The following is an 18,515-nucleotide window of genomic DNA, read 5'->3' as shown; positions in this document are numbered from 1 at the left end:
GTCTCAGAGCTGGACGAGGACGCGGGCCTTCCCCAGCACCGTCACGCCGGCGGCCTTGACGGTGAGGTCGACACGGGCGGTCCGGGCCTCGGGGTCCAGCGCGCCGATCACGCCGGTCACCTGCACCGAGGCGCCCACTCCGTCATCGGGCACGGCGACCGTCCTGGTGAATCGGACCGAGTACTCGACGACGCACGCCGGATCGCCGATCCAGTCGGTCACCGCGCGCGAGGCGGTCGCCATCGTCAGCATGCCGTGGGCGATGACGTCCGGAAGACCGACCTCTGCGGCCACCCGCGGATTCCAATGGATCGGGTTGAAATCACCCGAGGCCCCGGCGTAGCGCACCAGGCGTTCACGGGTGATCGGGTAGTCCGCCGACGGGATCGCGGCGCCGACGGACAACTCCTCGAAGGACGTCACGCGGTCCCCCGCGCGACCAGCGAGGAGACCGCGGTGGTCACGGGGGTGCCGTCCGGGAGCGACAACTCCGCACGCAGGGTCAGCACGTCGTTGGATCCCAGGGCACGGATGGCATCGACCGTCACGACGCATGTCAGCACGTCACCGGCGAGGATCGGCCGGTGGTGCACGAAGCGCTGATCGCCATGGACGACCCGCGAGAAGTCCAGACCGAGGGCGGGGTCGAAGACGACGACATCCTGGGCGCGGGCCACCGCCGCGATGGCGAAGGTGGGCGACGCGACCAGGTCGTCGTGTCCGGCAGCCCTGGCTGCCGCGGTGTCGTGGCTGATCGGGTTGTCGTCACCGATCGCCGTTGCGAACTCCCGGATCTTCTCGATCCCGACGACGTAGGGCTCCCCCGCGGGAAAGCTCCGGCCGACGAACGATTGATCCAGGGCCACGGAGGTTAGCGCGTTTCCTTGTGGTTGCGGTGGATGCCGCAGTTCGGGCAGAACTTCTTGACCTCGAGGCGATCGGGGTCGTTACGACGGTTCTTGCGCGTGATGTAGTTGCGGTGCTTGCACTCCTCGCACGCGAGGGTGATCTTCGGACGAACGTCGGTGGCGGCCACGTCAGCTGCCTCCTTCTTCTACTTGCGGTGCGGTACGGTCTCGCGGCGAACCGCCGCGAACCCTCGGGCATGGTGGCCGCTGGATCACGACCGGGTGGTAGCGGTGGCCGGACTTGAACCGGCGACACAGCGATTATGAGCCGCTTGCTCTACCAGCTGAGCTACACCGCCAGGAAGAACACCACCGCCGGCTCACTTGTTCCGTGGAGTCGGCCCGCAGATCTGCGGAGTGTTCCTCGCGATCTCCGTCGAGCACCCGATCCGAGCACCGACCGACATCTCCGAGCCCCTTTACGGAATCGAACCGTAGACCTTCTCCTTACCATGGAGACGCTCTACCGACTGAGCTAAAGGGGCGTGCACTGCCTACTGCCGGTACGTGAAACAAGCTACTGCCCCCAGGAGGAAAAACTTCTCACCTGAGGGCCTCGCCAACTGTACCTCACCCGCCCCCGCAGGGAAAAACCGCAGCTCGGCCCCGGTGCGCTGGAATCAACCGACCAGGCGCAGGACCTGTGTACGGTCCCCGACCGCCGCGGTCTTGACGGTGCGCGTCGTCAACCAGGCCTCGAGCTTCTCGATCGGCATCGGACGCGCCAGCAGGAAGCCCTGGAGCTCGTCGCACTTGAGGGACTTCAGTGCGTCCCTCGCGGCCTCCTCCTCGACGCCCTCGGCGATCACCCGCAGGCCGAGGGAATGCCCGAGGTCGATGATCGCGCGGACGATCGCGTGGTCGCCGAGGTCGGTCACCATGCCCTGGACGAAGGACTTGTCGATCTTGATCTCGTCGATCGGCAGCCGGCGCAGGTAGGCGAGGGAGGAGTACCCGGTCCCGAAGTCGTCGACCGAGAGCTGGATCCCCATCGAGTGCAGTTCGCGCAGGATGGGCAGGGATCGTTCCGGGTCGGCCATCACGCTGGATTCGGTGATCTCGAACGTCAGGAGCTCCGGCGGTACGCCGTGCTTCTCCAGCGCCGCCCGGATCACCTGCGGGAAGTTGGGACCGGACAGGTTGCGGACGGACAGGTTGACGGCGGCGCTGATCCTCATGTTGCGTCCGCGCCACTCCGCGACCTGGGCCAGCACGATGTGCAGCACGTGGCCCAGCAGCGTGTCGATCGAACCGGTGGTCTCGATGGCCTCGACGAACTCGGCCGGGGACACCGGCCCGAACTCGGGGTGGGTCCACCGGACCAGCGCCTCCACACCGACCAGCTCACGGTCCTTCAGGCTCAGCTTCGGCTGGTAGTGCACCGTGATCAGGCCTTCTTCGACCGCCTTGCGGAACTGGGTGACCAGCTGGAAACGCCGCCGGAACACCTGTCCCATGCTCGCGCCGTAGGTACGGATCGGCTCGTCGGAGGACTGGGCGGCCATCAGCGCCATCTCGGCCCGCTGCAGCAGCGTGCTGACGTCCTCCCCGGCGGCGCCACCCTCGATACCGCCGGCGGCCACGCTGACGTGGGCGATGCCGGCGTGCGCGTGCGGCTCGATCTCGATCCCGTCGAGGGAGTACGCCCGGCCGACGACCTCCAGCAGATCGGTCGCCATCTCCAGCAGGTGGTTGTCCCCGGAGCTGGGGAGCAGAACGGCGAACCGGTCGGACTCGATGTGTGCGACGAGCCGATCCTGACCGAGAGCCGCCACCAGTCTCTCGCCGGCGGCCGACAGCAGCTGCTCCCCCCGGTCGTGACCGATCGCGTTGTTGACCTCCGGCAGGATGTCGAGCTGCACCAGCATCACCGCACTGATCGAGGACGAGGCGAGCGATGCCTCGATCTCCACGGTCAGGCCGCGCCAGTTCAGCAGACCGGTGATCGCGTCGTGGTAGGCCTCGTGCCGCAGCGTCTCCAGCAGTCGGAGGTTGTCCAGCGCGGTCGCCACATGGCTGGACAGGGTCTCGAGCAGCGTCAGGTCGTTCTCGCGGAAACGGCCCCAGCGACTGAGCCGGTCGCGCACCTCCAGGTAGCCGCGGTCGCGGTCACCCGAACGCAGTGGCACCACCAGCACGTCCCCGGCCTGGCGCGCCTCCAGCGCTTTCCGGAACGACGCATCGTTGTGGTCGAGGTGGGAGACGTGCACCCGTCCGGCCTCGGCGGCCATCTGCAGCAGCGGGTCGTCGGCCGCGGGCGGCTCCTCGACGAGCACCCCCTCCGTCCCGACGGCCAGCGTCTCGAACTCGCCGTTGGGCGCGTTCAGGTGGATCAGCGCGACCGAGGCGTTGAGCTGGTCGCGCACCTGCTCGATCAGGGCGTGCCAGTCGTCGGTGTCAGAACCGATCTCGGCCACGCGGCGACCGAAGGCGTACATCCGGGACAGGTCGGTGTGCTGCCGCAGCGACTGCGAGTACGTCCGGTAGAGCACCACCGCGACCAGGGCGAGCGCTCCGCACAGCAGATAGCCGGTGGGCTGCAGGGGCGAATGGATCAGGGTGAACACCACGAGCGCGAAGATGGCGCACGTACCGGCCGTCAGGAGCGAACGTTCCAGGCTGCGCCGCAGAGGCTCCGGAGTGCCGAGCATCCAGTAGTGGACGCGTACCGCCTGGGCGACCGCCACGGCGGCGAACACCCCGCCGACCGTCGCTCCGAGGATCGGGTACTTGTTCTGCTCGGCCCAACCGAACGGCACCGCGGTGGCGATCAGGGCGCCCACGCCGGACTCGGCGGCGATGATGGCGACGTTCAGCCGGATCGCGCGCCAGTTGTCCCGGCGGCAGATGAAGACCACCAGACCGGCCAGGATGTGGCTCACCCCGACGACCCACCCGGGCAGCACGATCAATCCGTAGATCGCCGGGAGTTCGGAGAGGCTGACCAGGATCGTCTCGCGGCGTACCTCCACCCGCAGCGCGAACGTCTCGCTCCCGACGAACGCCACGAACATCAGTGCGCCGCCGAACAGGAGCCACTCCGGCTTCACCTGGATCCTGGGTACGGCGGTGATGCCGAGCCGGACGGCGATGAACCACAGCACCAGGGAGCCGAGAGCGAAGGCGCCAGTGCTGATCGCATAGGCCCGGGCTGTCGGGTAGGTGCGATGCACTCGATCCGGCACTGCGACGCCTCTCCCACTCGACGACGTATCGACGGAGGTACATCCGCCGAATGGTGATTCCGCGGCGTGTCTGCCCCGGAGCGAAGCTCGGGCGTGTCGCCACACCATCGACAGAGCGTAACTTCCCCCCCGCAGATTAGCGACGACCCGGATGGATATCGCCCAACCGGTGGGCAGTTTTCACTCTGCTGTCCACTTGCGGTGTCGGGAAACACCACTCCCGAGTACAAATTATCTGCTGAATCGGACCAACACGCACGCGAAGCGGCCCCGCACCTGGGTGGTACGGGGCCGGTTCGGTGTGGCAGGTGAGGGATTTGAACCCCCGTAGCTTGCGCGGCTGATTTACAGTCAGCTCCCTTTGGCCACTCGGGCAACCTGCCGGGTCACGGGCCGCAGGCCCTTGCTGCCGGGTGAACATTACTAGGCGGTGGCCCAGGATCCCAATCGGTGACGGTAGCGTCGTTCGCAGGTCGCGATCCGCCCGGATCCCGTGCGCAGGAAGTGGCAACAGAGAGGTACCGAAGATGGCTGACCCGTCGTTCGACATCGTGAGCAAGGTCGACCGCCAGGAGGCGGACAACGCCCTGAACCAGACGGCCAAGGAGTTGAGCCAGCGTTTCGACTTCCGCGGCACCGACTCCACCATCGTCTGGGCCGGCGACGAAGGTGTCACGATCACGTCTTCGACCGAGGAGCGGGCGTTGGCGGCCATCGACGTGTTCAAGGAGAAGCTGATCAAGCGCGGCATCTCCATGCGGGCCATCGAGATGGACGAGCCCACCCAGTCAGGGAAGATCTACAAGGCCTCCGGCAAACTCGTCCAGGGCATCGCCTCCGATCAGGCCAAGCTGATCTCCAAGAAGATCAGGGACGAGGGCCCCAAGGGTGTGCAGGCGCAGATCCAGGGCGACCAACTCCGTGTCTCGGGCAAGAAGCGCGACGACCTCCAGGCGGTGATCGCCCTGCTGAACGGGGCCGATCTCGAGGTGGCACTGCAGTTCACCAACTATCGGTGAGCGGTCGTGACATGCGGGCGCGTCGGAGCCGTCCTGCCACCCGGACGCGTCAGCGGGACGTCCTCGTCCACGACGCCCCCATCGACGCAGTCCTCATCTACGACGGGGACTGCGGCTTCTGCCGGTGGTCGCTCATCCAGGGCAGGCGGCTCCTGCCGGCGATGCCCGCCGTCGAGGCCTTCCAGGTCGCCGACCTCGCCGGATACGGCCTGACGATGGCGCAGGCCTCGGCAGCCGTCCAGTTCGTCCCGCGGGGAGGCACCCCGGTCGCCGGGCATCTGGCCGTCGCCGGCGTCCTGATGAGCCAACCGGGATTCGGATGGAGGTTGTCGGGCGCTCTGCTCACGGTGCCGCCGATCTCGTGGATCGCCGCCCTGACCTACCGCTGGGTCGCCGGCCATCGTCGACTGCTGCCCGGCGCAAGCGACGCCTGCGCCGTGCCGGTCGGCGCGGGAGCCACCGGCGGCCGGCCCCGGGGTCCATCCGATGGTTTCATCACGCCGGCCTCGAAGGAGTAGTTCGTTGCAGCTCGACTCGATCGATCACCACATCATCTCGTGCCTGATCGAAGACGCCCGTTCTTCCTTCCGCGAGGTGGGGGAATCAGTCGGGCTCTCCGCGCCCGCGGTCAAGAGGCGGGTCGATCGGCTGCGGGCGGATGGCGTGATCACCGGGTTCACGGCGCGCGTTGATCCAGGGTCGGTGGGCTGGCACACCGAGGCGTTCGTCGAGGTCACCTACGGGGGAAACATCACCCCGACCCGGATCCGAGCCATCCTGCAGCCCATCGCCGAGGTGGTCGCCGCGTACACCGTGTCCGGTGACGCCGATGTGCTCGTCCACGTGAGAGCGGCGGACATGGCCCATTTCGAGCAGGCCCTCGAGCGACTGCGGGCAGCCGACGGCGTCGCGAGAACCACGTCGCGGATCGTGCTGTCCACGCTGCTGGACCGACCCGACGTGATCGACGGCCGGACCTGACGTGCGGCGGGGAGTTCTGTACGGGGTCGCCGCCTATCTGATGTGGGGGCTGTTCCCCCTGTACTGGCCGCTGCTGGAGCCGGCCGGCGCCGGGGAGATCCTGGCTCACCGGATCCTCTGGTCGTTGGTGGTGATGGGGGTCGTCGTCACCGCGCTACTACAGTGGAGGGTGATCCGCGGCATGGCCGGCCGGACGTGGCTGATGGTGGTCGCGGCCTCGGTGCTGATCTCCATCAACTGGGGCGTCTACATCTTTGCGGTCAACGCCGGCCACGTCGTCGAGGCTGCGCTCGGCTACTTCGTCATCCCGCTGTTCAGCGTGCTGCTGGGTGTGGTGGTCTTCCACGAGCGCCTGCAGCGGCTGCAGTGGGCGGCGGTCGGCCTCGGCGCCTGCGCGGTAGTGGTGATCGCGGTGGCCGGGGGCCGCATTCCCTGGGTCGCAATGGCTCTGGCCGGTAGCTTCGGCCTGTACGGACTGGTCAAGAAGGTGATCCCGCTACCACCGCCTGCCTCCCTGACGTCCGAGGGGCTCGTCCTGGTGATCCCGGCCATCGCCTTCCTGACGCTCCTGCAGCTGCACGGCCGGTCCACCCTGACCGGTCACGGCAACGGGCACGTGGTCCTGCTCGTGGCTTCCGGCGTCGTCACGGTGGTTCCCCTGCTGGCCTTCGGCGCTGCGGCCAGAGCTCTCCCGCTGTCGGTGCTGGGACTCCTGCAGTACCTCACACCGGTGGTGCAGTTCCTGATCGGCGTCCTCTGGCTGGGCGAGAAGATGTCCGGTGCCAGGTGGGTCGGGTTCGGGCTGGTCTGGGTGGCGCTGATCCTGCTCTCGGCCGCAGGGCTGCGCCGGTCCCCGGACACCGGACCGCACCGTGCCACCCCACCGGACGGTCGGCCGGAGTGATCCGGATCAGCTCCTGGTCCGCGCCGACAACACCGGGGCATGACGGCGCCGTCCCTCCGGACCGGCCGCTCGCATCGAGGGGTGGAGAAGGTGGAGCAGATCAACGCCGGAGCGCAGGTCCGACTCCCCCACCCACAGCATCTGCCGGCCCGTCTCCCGCACGGCGTCGGTCATCAGAACCCGATCGGGACAACGACCATCCACCGCGCGGGCGTCGCAGCAGAGCACCGTGCGCAGGCTCGGTAGTTCGAAGTCGAGCGGACCGATGTCTCCGTAGGCCGGATGAGCCACGCTGACGGACAGGTCCGGCCGCGGCAGCCCCAGCCGTGCGAGCAGCACGCGGGTCCGGGACTGCAGGTCGCCGGCGGAGCGTGGATCCGCGAAGGCCATCACTTCGCGGGCGATCGACGAGCCGGGACGACCCCACGCCCGCTCGAGCACCAGAGCTAAGTCCTCCCGGGAGCACACCTGTCCCCGGAGCGGCGCGGGTTGCGCTGGCGGTGTCGCCGGCGAGGCAACTACCGAGCCGATCGCCGTCGCGTTCACCGCGAGATGTTCTTGCCGAAAAGCACTTCCATCGTCTCGGGTCGATATCCCGGTGCGAGCGGCGGAACCGCCCGGGCGGCCGCGCGTTGGGACTGCTCGGCGTGGTGAGTGAGCAGCCTTCGGATCACGTCCTCCTTGCGAGGTGTCAGGTAGATCTGTGTGGTGCTGAGCTGGGCATGACCCAACACCAACTGCACGTCGGTCAACGGGAGCGCCGGATCCTCAGCCATCCGGTAGGCCGCGGTATGCCGCAACGCGTGCAACGTCGCCGCGGTGCCCGCCCGCTCGTTCACCCGCTCGAACATGCGGTGCACCGCGTGATAGGTCAACGGGCGCGGCGGGCGTCGCAAGGTCCACCACAACGGCTGGCCACGCCCCGGCGGGATGACCCCATCCATTTCCAACTGGTAGAGCCGCAACCAGACGAACGCATCGGTCGACGCCGGGAGTTGCTGCGCAGCACCAGAACCCTTGCGGACCACGGTGATCAGCTGACGACCAGGATCGGCACCGCCCGAGGTGACGGACAACAGTTCCGAAGCGCGCGCCCCCGTCGAGACATAGAAGGCCACCAGTGCCCGATCTCGATGCGAGGGTAGTCGCGCGAAGATGTCGTTGAACTCTGCATCCGGAATGCTGCGCGGGATCCGGCTCGGGACGACGGGCCGATAAAGGCCGGCCCGTTCATTGCGATACGGCTCCATCGGATTGTGATGAGCGTGTGCCCGGCCACCGCGACGAGAACGATCCAACGGAAACGGGTTCAGGATCGGGCCAGTGCCGCAATCGCGGTGGAAGTCATAGAAGCCCCGCAACACCGACTCGCTGAGGGCGCGTACCGACACCGCATAGGCCATGCCACCCGGAGCGGCCGCCACCGACCCGACCGCCGGTTCGTCCGCCGGCCGCCGCCAATGCGGCCGCGGAGACCGGCCGGTGACCTGGAGCCAGCGGGAGAAGTCCCGGGCCTCGACCCTCGTCGCCCGATCCCACCGCACCCCGACCGCCCACAAAAACCGGAACCACCGCAGCAGATCCATCCCGTAGGACCGGGCCGTCGACGCCGACCGACCAGCGGCCTGCAACTCCCGGAAGAACTCCGACACCGACTCCACCGGGTCCCCGGCCACATCCAGCAGCCGATACGGCTCCGACACCTCGCCGGTCCCGAACAGCCGACCGACCAACGGAACTACCAGCCGAGCCCGATCCGCCAGCCCCTCTCCCACGATTTCTAGCATCATCAGGTGATCCTCTCGCCGACGACACGCCGCCTTTGAGCTGCAGTTACACACCAAGTAGTTCAGTCAACGGGTAGTGGGACCGGAACAGCACCCACCGGTCGTTCTCCGTCCGGCGCCGGTCGGTGCCGAACAGCACCGTCGTCACCGCCGACTTCAGGTTGTCGTACTTGACGTGCTTCGTCGGGATCCCGCCGAGCTCCGTGAACGCCTCGATGTGACCTTCCAGGAACGCCTCCTGCGACTGCGTGGCATAGACGCGGTGCACCGCCCGGCCCGAGAAGCACAGCCGCATCGTGAACAGATAGCACTTCGTCCTGCCGGCAGGTAGATCCACCCACAACTCTGCGAAGTCGACCTCGGCCTCCGCGCCCGGTTCGTGGGTCTGGGCGATGAACACCTCTGCCGCCGGGCGGCCGGCCTCGGCGTCGATCTCCGGCCGGCGCTGCGCGACATAGGCACGAACGGTCCCGTAGGTCAGATCCGTGGCCCCATGCTCGTCTGCCAGCCGATCGAAGATCCGGACCACCGTATGCCGCTGCTTGCGCGGGGCAGTCAGATCCGTCCGCAGCATCTCGTCAACAGCGGCAGTGAACGGGCTGATCTTCGTCTTCGCCCACACCCGCCGGGCCGGGGGCGGCGGCACCGCCGAGGCCAGGGCTTGCCGCACCGTCCTTCGATGCACCCCATGGCGTTTCGCCAACCCACGCACCGACAAACCCTCCACCCGCGAGTCGCGTCGGATCTGCTCGAACAGCACCACCCTGGACCTCATTCCAGACCTCCTGAACGAATCGGCAACCGCAGTTGCCGATCACGATCAGGTGGGGCCACTCAAACCCGACAGAAGCTGCCCGGCGAGTCGCAGGTGGGGCCAATCAAAATCGATACTCCTGCTCAAGTGGGGCCACCCAAACCTCACACACTCAGTCTTCCGATGATGGAAGTTCTCACACTCGCCGTCCGGAAGACCTCGACATGGCTGACGCTACCTTTTCGACCCCTGACCTGACCACGTTCATCCGGCTGGACACGCTCGGTTTGCAGGTGACCGGGCAGTTTCTGGAACCGGACCGTGCAGTGCTGGCCTGCCGGGTCCTGGATCGCGACCCGACGTGCGGGCGGTGCGGCCAGCAGGGCCGGCCGCGGGACTCGACGACCCGGCGGCTCGCGCACGAGCCGTACGGTTGGCGACCGACGATCCTGCTGGTCACCGTTCGCCGGTTCCGCTGCGCTGGGTGCGGGCATGTCGGTACGACCAAGCGACCAAAGAATATGTCGCCCGACGCATCGCAGAAGGCCGCACGAAGATGGACATCATCCGCTGCCTCAAGCGCTACATGGTCCGTCAGCTCTACCCGCTCATCTGCGAAGCCCCCAAGCCCGCCAAAGTCACTGCAGCTGGTTGACATCCATCTATAGGAGTGTCGCAATCGACGGTGTAGTCCTGGTCGGAACCCGCCGGCCTCCAGCAGGGACCTGGCGACGTAGTTCGTGAGGTTCCGGAAGCCCAACGCCGACCCGCGGAGGTGCTCCAAGCGTCCATTGATCGCCTCGGTCGGTCCGTTGCTGGTGCCCGGCCGGTCGAAGTAGGCCAGCACGTCTGCGGCCCGTTGCTTCAACGTCCGGCCGAGCGTTCTGATCTCGCACAGGGCAGCCGGGACGCCGGCGGCCAAAGTGTCGATCAGCGTCTGCATCTTGGTTTTGCCGGCGGCTCGGTCGGGGTAGCGGTAGGCGGCGACCATCGCCTGGTAGACGCCCCAGGTCGCCTACACCTTCAAGTGCCCTCCTTCGGAGAACAACGCCGACATCCGTTGCCGCTGCTTGTCGGTTAGCAGATCCGCACCGGTGGACAGGGTCCGGCGCGCCGCATACAGCGGGTCGCCTGCCCTGCCGCGGTGGCCCAGGGTCTGTTGTTGGATGCGGCAGCGGCATAGTTCCAGACTCTGCCTGGCCAGGCGGACGACATAAAACGGATCCATCACCACGGAGACGTCGTCGTCAGCTCTTTGACAGCCGCGGTCTTGAACCCCGTGAAGCCGTCCATAGCAGCGGGCGAGCTGCTAGATTGAGTCAGGTCGTACGAACCTGCAACGACCCGACGATCACCCCAAGCTGGACTTGGGAACCCTGTTCGGACCCAGCCGCACCGAGTTGCTGAGGCCCCCTAGCGGGACCGTTCTGAGGCGCGGGCGTTGGGGGATGTTCCCGCTCGTTCAGGGCAACGGGACGACGGACCGGGTTGTGGCACTGAGCTTGGCGGCATCTAGCACCTCGGCGGTGGCGATTGCATCTCGAGGATCGACCGGGACCGAAGCTGTGTGTTGGACCGCCGCGGCGAACGCTGGGTAGAAGGTGTCCCACCGGCCTCGTTGTGTGGGGATAACTTCCAACTCCGATCCTCGATACAGATGCCCCCAGGAGCTGTCTTGCTCCGCACCCCACCTGTCGCCGAGCGACGCTGGCGTTTCCCCGGCCACCAACGCATTCTCCTGGGTATCGCCGACTTCAAGTACATAGGTCGCGGCTGTTCCCGTCACTCGATACCGCGGACCCGGAGCAGCTTGGCTCCAACTACCCCACAGCTGAGAACGGGCGCCCGAGTCGTGCGTAAGCGCCAGGAAAACATCGTCATCAAGCCCGGACTCCCGGGTACGAAATTCGGCGTAGACCGCAACGGCTGGGCCTAGAAGCACCAACGCCTGGTCCACCAGATGGCTGCAGAAGTCCAACAGCGTCCCGCCGCCGGCGGGTGACGGGCCAGGTAAAGGAGCGAACCGTTCGAAACGCGACTCAAACCGGGTCACATTCCCAAGCACACCCTCCGCAACCAGTTTCCGGACGGTCAGGAAATCCGAATCCCACCGCCGATTCTGGTAGGCGGTGAGCAGCAGTCGAAGCTGTCGGGCCAATTCGACCATGCTACGCGCCGCCGTAGCATTTAGCGCGAACGGCTTGTCGCAGACCACGGCCAAGCCTAGGCGAAGTGCCTCTTCGGTCAGTGCCGTGTGAGTATCGGCTGGAGTACAGATGGTGACCGCCTGCGCCCCGGCGGCGGCGAGCGCGGCGAGCGAAGCGAAGATCTCCGTATTCGGGAACTTCTCGCCGACCAGCCGCCGACGTTCAGGAGATGATGTCACAATACCCACCAATTCACATTCGTCCGCTGAATCGATCAGGGGAGCGTGGAAGTACCGCCCGCCAAATCCAAATCCCACCAAGCCGAACGGCACTGCGTTCATCGCTACCTCTCTCTAAGATTGCCAGACCGCTGTGAAACTACGATTTGCAATGTAACGACTTTTGTCTCGCTAAGTTGAGACTCTCGGCCGGCGCAGCGCATCGGCGCACCCCCGGCCCCGCCAACTTGGGCCGCTGCTCACCCCTTATCGATAACGCAACCGGGGTGACACGTATAAAACAATTAATACAAGGACACCAACCAGGAAACACTACCCGGCGGGCGAGATGTCACACGGACCCTATCCATCAGCGAACTCCGAGGAGGTGTTCTAGCGCTAGGCGTTGGATACGGGCGAAACCGTAGCCCTTGGTGCGTGCTGGGGTCAGGTCATAATCTTCGAATGAGCCCCGGTCGGCCAGGAGTTGCTCATGGGTTTCGCCCTCGTTTAGGCTCGGCCGGCCGAGCTCAGCAACTCCGGCAGCGTTGAGCGCCTCCTGCACCCTGGGGTCTGCGCGGAACTCCTTCGACCTCTCGCGAAGTGTCATGTAGAGCTCCATGTTGGCCAGCGCCGATTCCCAGACGCCGTCCATGTTCTCGGTGCGCAACGGTTTGAAGTCGAAGTGGCGGTCCCCGTTGTAAGTGGGTCCGCCGCCAGGTGCACCGTTCTCCAGTAGGTCAACGGTGGAGAATGCTTGCAAAAGGTCGCCATAACCGAACACAAGATCCTGATCATAGCGTGGCCCCTTCTGCCCGTTCAGGTCGATATGGAACAGTTTGTCTTGCCACAATGCCTGCGCGATGCCGTGGGTGTAGTTGAGGCTGGCCATCTGTTCGTGCCCTGTCTCTGGGTTGATGCCCACCATGTCGGCGTGCTCCAACTGAGAGATAAACGCTAGTGCATGCCCGATGGTGGGCAGCAGGATGTCGCCGCGGGGCTCGTTGGGTTTCGGCTCGATAGCAAACCGCATTCCGTACTTTTTGTCGATGGAGTACTGCGCGAGCAGGTCGATCCCTTCGCGGTAGCGATCGAGCGCAGCGCGGATGTCTTTGGCGAAGTCGACCTCGGAGCCCTCCCGACCGCCCCAGAAGACGTAAATTTGGGCGCCGAGTTCGGCGGCGAGGTCCATGTTCTGCATGACCTTACGCAGGGCATAGCGACGCACGGAGCGGTCGTTGCTGGTGAAGCCACCGTCTTTGAAAATCGGGTCGCCGAACAGGTTGGTCGTCACCATCGGCACCACGAGACCGGTGTCAGCCAACGCCTGCTTGAATTCATCGAGGATTCGCCGCCGCTCACTGGTTGTCGATCCTGGGGGGACGAGGTCGTCATCGTGAAATGTGATGCCGTATGCGCCGAGTTCGGACAGCTTGTGTACCGCTTCCACGCCGGCGACTGCTGGGCGGGTGGCTTCACCGAACAGGTCCCGAGCCTGCCAGCCCACTGTCCAAAGTCCGAAGCTGAACTTGTCGTCGCGTGTCGGCTGGGGGGTCATTTTTCCTCCGAGGGTGTTTCATCGTGTAGTTGGCGTCAGGGACGTTGTTGCACAGCAGGTCAGAACGGTTCCGGCGGACCCTCGACTCCGCTACCCAGATCGCCGGAACCGCTCGACACTGCCTGCCGCGAGGTGGCCCGGCTGCGGCATTCAATTATGAAGGCCGCAGTGCCGTTCACCCCCACTACGTTCCGATCTCCGGCGCCAGGGACCCCGCCGTTTGTTGGTAGGAGGTAATCGCAGCCTTTAGAACCTGAATATCCTGAGCAGTGGTCCCACCGGATATTCCTAGACCGACCTTGACGCCTGCGGCCAGCTCAACCGGCGCACCACCTCCGAACGCGATCAACTTACCGCCGGAGTTGACGGCCAACCCGTACAGCGCCTGCCCTGGCTGAACCAGGTCGGTCAAGCTCTCGGTGTCGACGTCGAACGACGCAGCCGTGTACGCCTTTCGGAAGGCGATGTCGAGTGAGTGAAGGGGCGCCCCGTCCATCCGATGCAGCAGTACGGAGTTTCCGTGTGTATCGACCACGCTGACGACCACGCTGATATCAAGCTCGGTGGCCGTCTTGTGCGCCGCGGCAGCCAGAGCTAATGCTGTCTCGAGCATCGCATACCCATTCTTTCTTGAGGAGGGAAGGCCCGGATGCGTCGAAGGACCCGAGGTGAGCAACCGACCGGGCTCACCACATCAGCGGTGTTCGGCCAGCAAATTCGCGGTGCGCAAGTCCTCCCAGAGATCGTCCGGGATCTCCTGTTCGAACCAGTCATAATTCTGTTGCTGCTGCACGACGGTGCGCGCGCCAAGGCAGACACTGACTATGGCGGGGTGCTTGGCCGCGAATTGAACAGCCGCCGCCCCGAGGGGAACGTCGTGGAGTTGGCAAATTTCCTCGATCGCACGGACCTTACTCAGCACTTCATCGCCAGCTCGCGCGTAGTCGAACCGGGCACCAGGTGTCGACCCGGTCGCAAGGATTCCAGATCCGAACACTCGCCCATTCACAACGGCTATCCCCCGAGACTGACATAGCGGGAGCAGCTCCAGGGCAGCCTCCTGATCGAGCAGGGTATGGGTCCCCGCAATCAGCATGCAGTCGATATCGACCGCATTGGCTGCTGCCAGGCACACGTCAACTTCGTTGACGCCGATACCAATAGCACGTACCACTCCTTCGTCGCGGAGTGACACCAAGGCTTTGAAAGCACCGCCGAGAGCTTCCCGGAATCGCTGAGGTTGTTCCGCACCGTGCGTCCATCGATCCGTGTCGTGCACCAGCAGCACATCGAACCGGTCTGTTGCCATCCGCTGGAGGCTGTCTTCCACTTGACGCATGACTCCGTCGTAGGAATAGTCGTACTCCAACTTCATTGCCGGCACATTGACCCAGGGCGCTGAGTCGAATGAATCCAGCGGCGCCGCGCTCAACCTGCGGCCCACCTTCGTTATTAGGGCGTAGGAGCCTCTATCGACGTCCGCCAGGCCACTGCCGAGGCGAGATTCGGCAAGTCCATGCCCGTACATGGGGGCGGTGTCGAACAACCTCACGCCCGCAGCCCACGCATGTTCGATGACGCCTTCGGCCTCACCTGCCGACATTGCCCTACCCATGTTGCCGATGGGTACTGAGCCAAATGACAACACAGTAGTGGACCAATCCTGCCGCCCAAATTTCCGCCGGTCGGTCACGCAGTAAGTCATGTCACTCCCCTCGGAAAGCCGCACCTGGTTTGACCATCACTGTTAGATGACCTGGGAACGCTTTCGGGGTTGGGCTTGTGGGTTCGAGCCCAACCCTGACGGCGATCGAGTCGCGGCTACTTAGCGGACCGCTCTACCAGGGCTGCGAACTCGTTGCTGGACACGACGTCCGCGTACTGGGCCTGAATGTTGCGGAGCGACTCCCAATATTGCCCGTAGCCCTCGGGCGTTTCGTCACGGCCTGGGGTGTGCACCGGTATTGCGGTACCGGCGTCGGCCACGACGATGACCTTGTAGCCGCGGTCGAACCCGTCACGGGCGGTCGTGGGAACACAGTTGCCCGTCGAAGACCCAATGATCACCAGGTACTCGGCGCTGTCCTGAGCCAGGTACTCGTTGAACGCGGTGTTGTAGAAGCTACTATTGCGGTGCTTCTGGAAGACGTGTTCGCCCTTCTGTGGCACAAACCCATCACATAGCGCTCCGTTCCACGTTCCATGATTGAAGGGCGAGTCCGGCTCCCTCCACGACGGGTACTTCAGTCCCCACACACCGAGGTCCGCCCCGTCGGGATCCATGCCCCAGAGGGACCAGATCACCTTGATACCCTTGTCCCGAGCCAATTCTAGAACCGCTTTGGCCGGCACCAGTGATTCGGCGCCGGACGGGGCGCCGCCCACGCTCTTGATGTAGTCTGCGCCCTTTGGATCCAGACACAAATTCTGAATATCCATGGCGTGGACCACCGTCCTACTGAGGTCAATGGTATTCGGGATGAAACGATGGGAGCGGTCTACGAACCTGTCGAGCTGTTCCTGGAATGTGGTCATGTGTGCTTCCTTCCGTTATGTGAGCGCTATAAGTAAACACCACCGGCACGCCCAACAATAATGAGCCTCCGGAGAATGTCCGACTGATACTGCAAATAGAGCCTCATACCCTTGAGCTAGCCCCCGGAGGCTTTGAAGCCTGGAATCAACTCACTCCAGTCGTACTCTTGCACGAAATACTCCGCTGTGCTGTATGTACCGTCCATGGTGTCCCGCAGGCACTTAGGGCCAGGGAACCCAATAACCCGCCAGCCTACCTGCCCCTTGTTACCTCCGTACACCGGATCAGCATAGAAGCCCTGACGGACATGAAGGCACAACGTCGGGAAAAACGGCATGCCGTCGTCGGTGTTTCCCTGCAGTCGGGAGTGGAACACCTCGCGCGAGTCCAACGATATTGGCGCGGGTTTGGGGCTTCCACTGAGCTGCTCGAGCACTTGGTCTTGGACGTCGGCGGAGGCGCTTTTGAACGACTGCTGGCCGAGTTCGCCCGCGATCCGGTCGAGTTCCTTCACCCCGCCCCGGTAGAGCCGCTGCATATTGGCGTTACGGGCCCGGGCGGCGACCGCATCTTTCCCAGCCATCTGCAGGAAGCCGCCGCCGGCTGCAGTTGCAAAGTTGAATTCGATCCCGGACAAGTATCGGTCGATGAAGACGATCACTCCGGCTTCGTGGGCACCAGGATCGGCGTCCGTCGGAATGATGCGCGAAGCCGCAGCGTCGATGGTGTCCCACTCGTGGACGGAGAAGAACAACTTTTCATCCGAATCAGAATCAATTGTCCCGGGTACTTCTTCCCAATCAGCTTTCGAGATCATTTCGGTTCCTGTCGTCGAACTTCGCCAGTATTTGGCAACTCCAGCCGGTCGGCCCGCCCTCGCAGATGTGTCTGGGCGATGTAATCCGAGCATCGCCAGGAATTGGCCATGATGGTGAGCGTCGGGTTCACTCCCAGCGCCGTCGGGAAGCCCGCACCGTCTAACACGAACAGATTGTCGACACCATGCGCCTGCCCCCACTCGTTGAGAACGGACTTCTCGGGGTCAATTCCCATGCGCACGGTACCCTGTTGGTGGCAGGCGTTGCCGGTAAACCGCTCCAGATACACGGGAATCGTTCGCGTTGCACCAGCCGCCTGCAGGATTTCCATGTTCTTGTCGATCTGCCATCGGCTCATCGCAAGGTCGTTGGCGTGGGGGCGGTTGGTTATACGTGCAACCGGTAGACCCCACGCATCCTTCACTGTCGGATCCAGATCCACCCGATTTGTTTCCTGCGGCATGTCCTGTAGAATGAAGCCAATCTTCATGGCATGGCTGAAGTAGCTGCGGTCGGCATCCTTCATGGCCTGGCCCCATGTCGGACGGCCCGGCAAGATCATGTTGATTGGTTGTCCGGTCTGAGTGGTGGCGATGATTCCACCCCCAATATGGCCGCGGCTCTCGTCCGTTTCGTAAAAATGCATGGAACCACCGCTTTGATAGTTCCCCGTCCATCCGTTCAGCGGCTCGTCGCGCTCGTTGTCGAAGAGCCCTACTGCGAACAGATACTCGTGGAATGTGGCGTTCTTGCCTACCACCCCGGAATCATTCGCCAGACCGTCCGGGAATCGAGCAGACTTCGAAAGCAGCATCAGCCTCGCGGACTCGATCGCACCCAGGGCCAGGATGACAACTCGCGCATCCTGTTCGATCTCCACGCCGTCGTTGTCGACGTAAACTACGCCGGTCGCACGACCCTGCCTGTCCACCTTGACATGACGAACGAAGCTGTCCGCTCGGACTTCGAAGTTCCCGGTCGCCAAGGCCAGCGGGATGAAGGTCGTGGTGACACTAGAACGGGTTTCGGTGGGGTCACCATACTGGTTCCAGAAGCTGGAGCGGTTCACCGCGGGCCGGCCGAGCGCGTTGCCTTCGGTGAGGTGCGACATCGGTAGCGGGAACGCATTGATCCCGAGAGCGCTCGCCCCCTCGTAGAACTTCTTACCGAAGCGGGTCGGCGGCAGCGGTTCGCTCGGGTAGTCCTTGCTGCGGAACGCCGCACCTTTGTCGGCACCAGCCAGCCCAGATATGCCGTAGGTCCATTCCACCTTTGTCAGATACGGTTCGAGGTGTTCGTACCGGATCGGCCAGTCAGCCAGGTTGGCACCTGCCAAATCTCCGTGCAGTGAATGGAAAATGAAGTCCGATTCCCTGGGACGCGGAGTCCAACCCGCCATGTGACTCGTGCCCCCGCCAACATTGGACGGCACCGGGGAGAAATTGAAGATCTCGGCAACTGACTGGTCGTCGCTTCGAACTGTCCTGGGCATCAGGTCTACGTCGGGCCACAGGTAGCTGCGGTTCTGATACTTCAGTTCGTCACCTGAGTAGTGTTCGGCGGGCCGCAGCCATGGGCCCTTGTCGAACCCGACAACTTTGTATCCGGCCTGGCTCAGGACCATTGCGGCCGGGCCGCCACCAGCTCCCAGCCCTACGATAACTACATCAACCGGTTCCATCTTGCGCTTCATAGTGCAT

17 protein-coding genes, 3 tRNA genes and 4 pseudogenes are annotated in these 18,515 nt (G+C 64.5%); 6 read left to right on the top strand and 18 right to left on the bottom strand.

Annotation, left to right across the window (positions count from 1 at the left end; translation table 11 throughout):
- Positions 1-3: 3 nt before the first annotated feature.
- The 7 genes from H7F38_RS09980 to H7F38_RS09950 form a co-directional block, all read right to left on the bottom strand.
- Positions 4-423 carry a MaoC family dehydratase gene (locus tag H7F38_RS09980; RefSeq protein ID WP_187093924.1) on the bottom strand — a complete coding sequence of 140 codons (420 nt, stop codon included), beginning with the start codon at positions 421-423 and terminating at the stop codon, positions 4-6.
- The gene (locus H7F38_RS09975; RefSeq protein WP_187093923.1) at positions 420-866 is read right to left on the bottom strand and encodes a MaoC family dehydratase N-terminal domain-containing protein; all 447 of its coding nucleotides are present in this window, start codon (positions 864-866) and stop codon (positions 420-422) included. Before H7F38_RS09975 ends, H7F38_RS09980 begins: the two co-directional genes overlap by 4 nt.
- Before the next feature lie 5 nt (positions 867-871).
- On the bottom strand, positions 872-1,036 hold the full coding sequence (gene rpmG / locus H7F38_RS09970) for a 50S ribosomal protein L33 (RefSeq protein ID WP_187093922.1): 165 nt from the start codon (positions 1,034-1,036) through the stop codon (positions 872-874).
- A 95-nt stretch (positions 1,037-1,131) separates the two neighbouring features.
- Positions 1,132-1,207, bottom strand: a tRNA-Met gene (locus H7F38_RS09965).
- A 113-nt stretch (positions 1,208-1,320) separates the two neighbouring features.
- Positions 1,321-1,393: transfer RNA gene (locus H7F38_RS09960), tRNA-Thr, on the bottom strand.
- A gap of 135 nt (positions 1,394-1,528) precedes the next feature.
- Positions 1,529-4,093 carry a bifunctional diguanylate cyclase/phosphodiesterase gene (locus tag H7F38_RS09955; RefSeq protein WP_187093921.1) on the bottom strand — a complete coding sequence of 855 codons (2,565 nt, stop codon included), beginning with the start codon at positions 4,091-4,093 and terminating at the stop codon, positions 1,529-1,531.
- Positions 4,094-4,395: 302 nt separating this feature from the next.
- Positions 4,396-4,476, bottom strand: a tRNA-Tyr gene (locus tag H7F38_RS09950).
- 144 nt (positions 4,477-4,620) lie between these two features.
- Here H7F38_RS09950 and H7F38_RS09945 point away from each other — a divergent pair.
- The 4 genes from H7F38_RS09945 to rarD are packed head-to-tail and all read left to right on the top strand — an operon-like array spanning position 4,621 to position 6,997.
- A complete protein-coding gene (locus tag H7F38_RS09945) occupies positions 4,621-5,112 on the top strand; it encodes a YajQ family cyclic di-GMP-binding protein (RefSeq protein ID WP_187093920.1) in 492 nt (163 codons plus the stop codon).
- On the top strand, positions 5,109-5,630 hold the full coding sequence (locus tag H7F38_RS09940) for a thiol-disulfide oxidoreductase DCC family protein (protein WP_187093919.1): 522 nt from the start codon (positions 5,109-5,111) through the stop codon (positions 5,628-5,630). The genes H7F38_RS09945 and H7F38_RS09940 overlap by 4 nt, the downstream gene beginning before the upstream one ends.
- Before the next feature lie 4 nt (positions 5,631-5,634).
- Positions 5,635-6,093, top strand: a complete 459-nt coding sequence (locus H7F38_RS09935; protein ID WP_255498312.1) for an Lrp/AsnC family transcriptional regulator — start codon at positions 5,635-5,637, stop codon at positions 6,091-6,093.
- A 1-nt stretch (position 6,094) separates the two neighbouring features.
- Positions 6,095-6,997, top strand: coding sequence for an EamA family transporter RarD (rarD, locus tag H7F38_RS09930; RefSeq protein ID WP_255498311.1), 903 nt, complete (start codon positions 6,095-6,097; stop codon positions 6,995-6,997).
- A 6-nt stretch (positions 6,998-7,003) separates the two neighbouring features.
- On the opposite strand, the gene H7F38_RS09925 is transcribed toward rarD, so the two are convergent.
- The 3 genes and pseudogenes from H7F38_RS09925 to istA form a co-directional block, all read right to left on the bottom strand.
- Complete coding sequence (locus H7F38_RS09925; RefSeq protein ID WP_187093917.1) at positions 7,004-7,438, bottom strand: hypothetical protein; 435 nt, start codon at positions 7,436-7,438, stop codon at positions 7,004-7,006.
- A gap of 101 nt (positions 7,439-7,539) precedes the next feature.
- Positions 7,540-8,784: a site-specific integrase gene (locus H7F38_RS09920; protein WP_187094596.1), complete on the bottom strand. Its 1,245-nt coding sequence runs from the start codon at positions 8,782-8,784 to the stop codon at positions 7,540-7,542.
- Between the two features lie 73 nt (positions 8,785-8,857).
- Positions 8,858-9,559 (bottom strand): annotated as a pseudogene (gene istA, locus H7F38_RS09915) (IS21 family transposase); the annotation flags it as partial.
- A gap of 203 nt (positions 9,560-9,762) precedes the next feature.
- Between istA and H7F38_RS09910 the strand changes: the two are divergent.
- Positions 9,763-10,098, top strand: a pseudogene (locus H7F38_RS09910) (transposase family protein); the annotation flags it as partial.
- A pseudogene (locus H7F38_RS09905) lies at positions 10,035-10,193 on the top strand (IS110 family transposase); the annotation flags it as partial. The pseudogenes H7F38_RS09910 and H7F38_RS09905, both read left to right, overlap by 64 nt.
- A gap of 21 nt (positions 10,194-10,214) precedes the next feature.
- Here H7F38_RS09905 and H7F38_RS09900 read toward each other — a convergent pair.
- From H7F38_RS09900 to H7F38_RS09865, 8 genes and pseudogenes are all read right to left on the bottom strand, one after another.
- A pseudogene (locus H7F38_RS09900) lies at positions 10,215-10,834 on the bottom strand (transposase); the annotation flags it as partial.
- Positions 10,835-11,000: 166 nt separating this feature from the next.
- A complete protein-coding gene (locus H7F38_RS09895; RefSeq protein WP_187093916.1) occupies positions 11,001-12,026 on the bottom strand; it encodes a Gfo/Idh/MocA family oxidoreductase in 1,026 nt (341 codons plus the stop codon).
- Between the two features lie 247 nt (positions 12,027-12,273).
- Positions 12,274-13,461: a xylose isomerase gene (gene xylA / locus H7F38_RS09890; RefSeq protein WP_187093915.1), complete on the bottom strand. Its 1,188-nt coding sequence runs from the start codon at positions 13,459-13,461 to the stop codon at positions 12,274-12,276.
- Between the two features lie 184 nt (positions 13,462-13,645).
- Positions 13,646-14,074 carry a heme-binding protein gene (locus H7F38_RS09885; RefSeq protein ID WP_187093914.1) on the bottom strand — a complete coding sequence of 143 codons (429 nt, stop codon included), beginning with the start codon at positions 14,072-14,074 and terminating at the stop codon, positions 13,646-13,648.
- Positions 14,075-14,155: 81 nt separating this feature from the next.
- On the bottom strand, positions 14,156-15,166 hold the full coding sequence (locus H7F38_RS09880; protein ID WP_187093913.1) for an aldo/keto reductase: 1,011 nt from the start codon (positions 15,164-15,166) through the stop codon (positions 14,156-14,158).
- Positions 15,167-15,282: 116 nt separating this feature from the next.
- Entirely contained in the window at positions 15,283-15,996 is a 714-nt protein-coding gene (locus tag H7F38_RS09875) for a cysteine hydrolase family protein (RefSeq protein WP_187093912.1), read from the bottom strand.
- Positions 15,997-16,112: 116 nt separating this feature from the next.
- On the bottom strand, positions 16,113-16,814 hold the full coding sequence (locus H7F38_RS09870; protein WP_187093911.1) for a gluconate 2-dehydrogenase subunit 3 family protein: 702 nt from the start codon (positions 16,812-16,814) through the stop codon (positions 16,113-16,115).
- On the bottom strand, positions 16,811-18,508 hold the full coding sequence (locus H7F38_RS09865) for a GMC family oxidoreductase (protein WP_187093910.1): 1,698 nt from the start codon (positions 18,506-18,508) through the stop codon (positions 16,811-16,813). Before H7F38_RS09865 ends, H7F38_RS09870 begins: the two co-directional genes overlap by 4 nt.
- Positions 18,509-18,515: the final 7 nt, after the last annotated feature.

It is taken from the genome of Nakamurella sp. PAMC28650 (assembly GCF_014303395.1).
Lineage (GTDB): Bacteria > Actinomycetota > Actinomycetes > Mycobacteriales > Nakamurellaceae > Nakamurella.
This window is presented reverse-complemented; position numbering and strand designations above follow the sequence as displayed.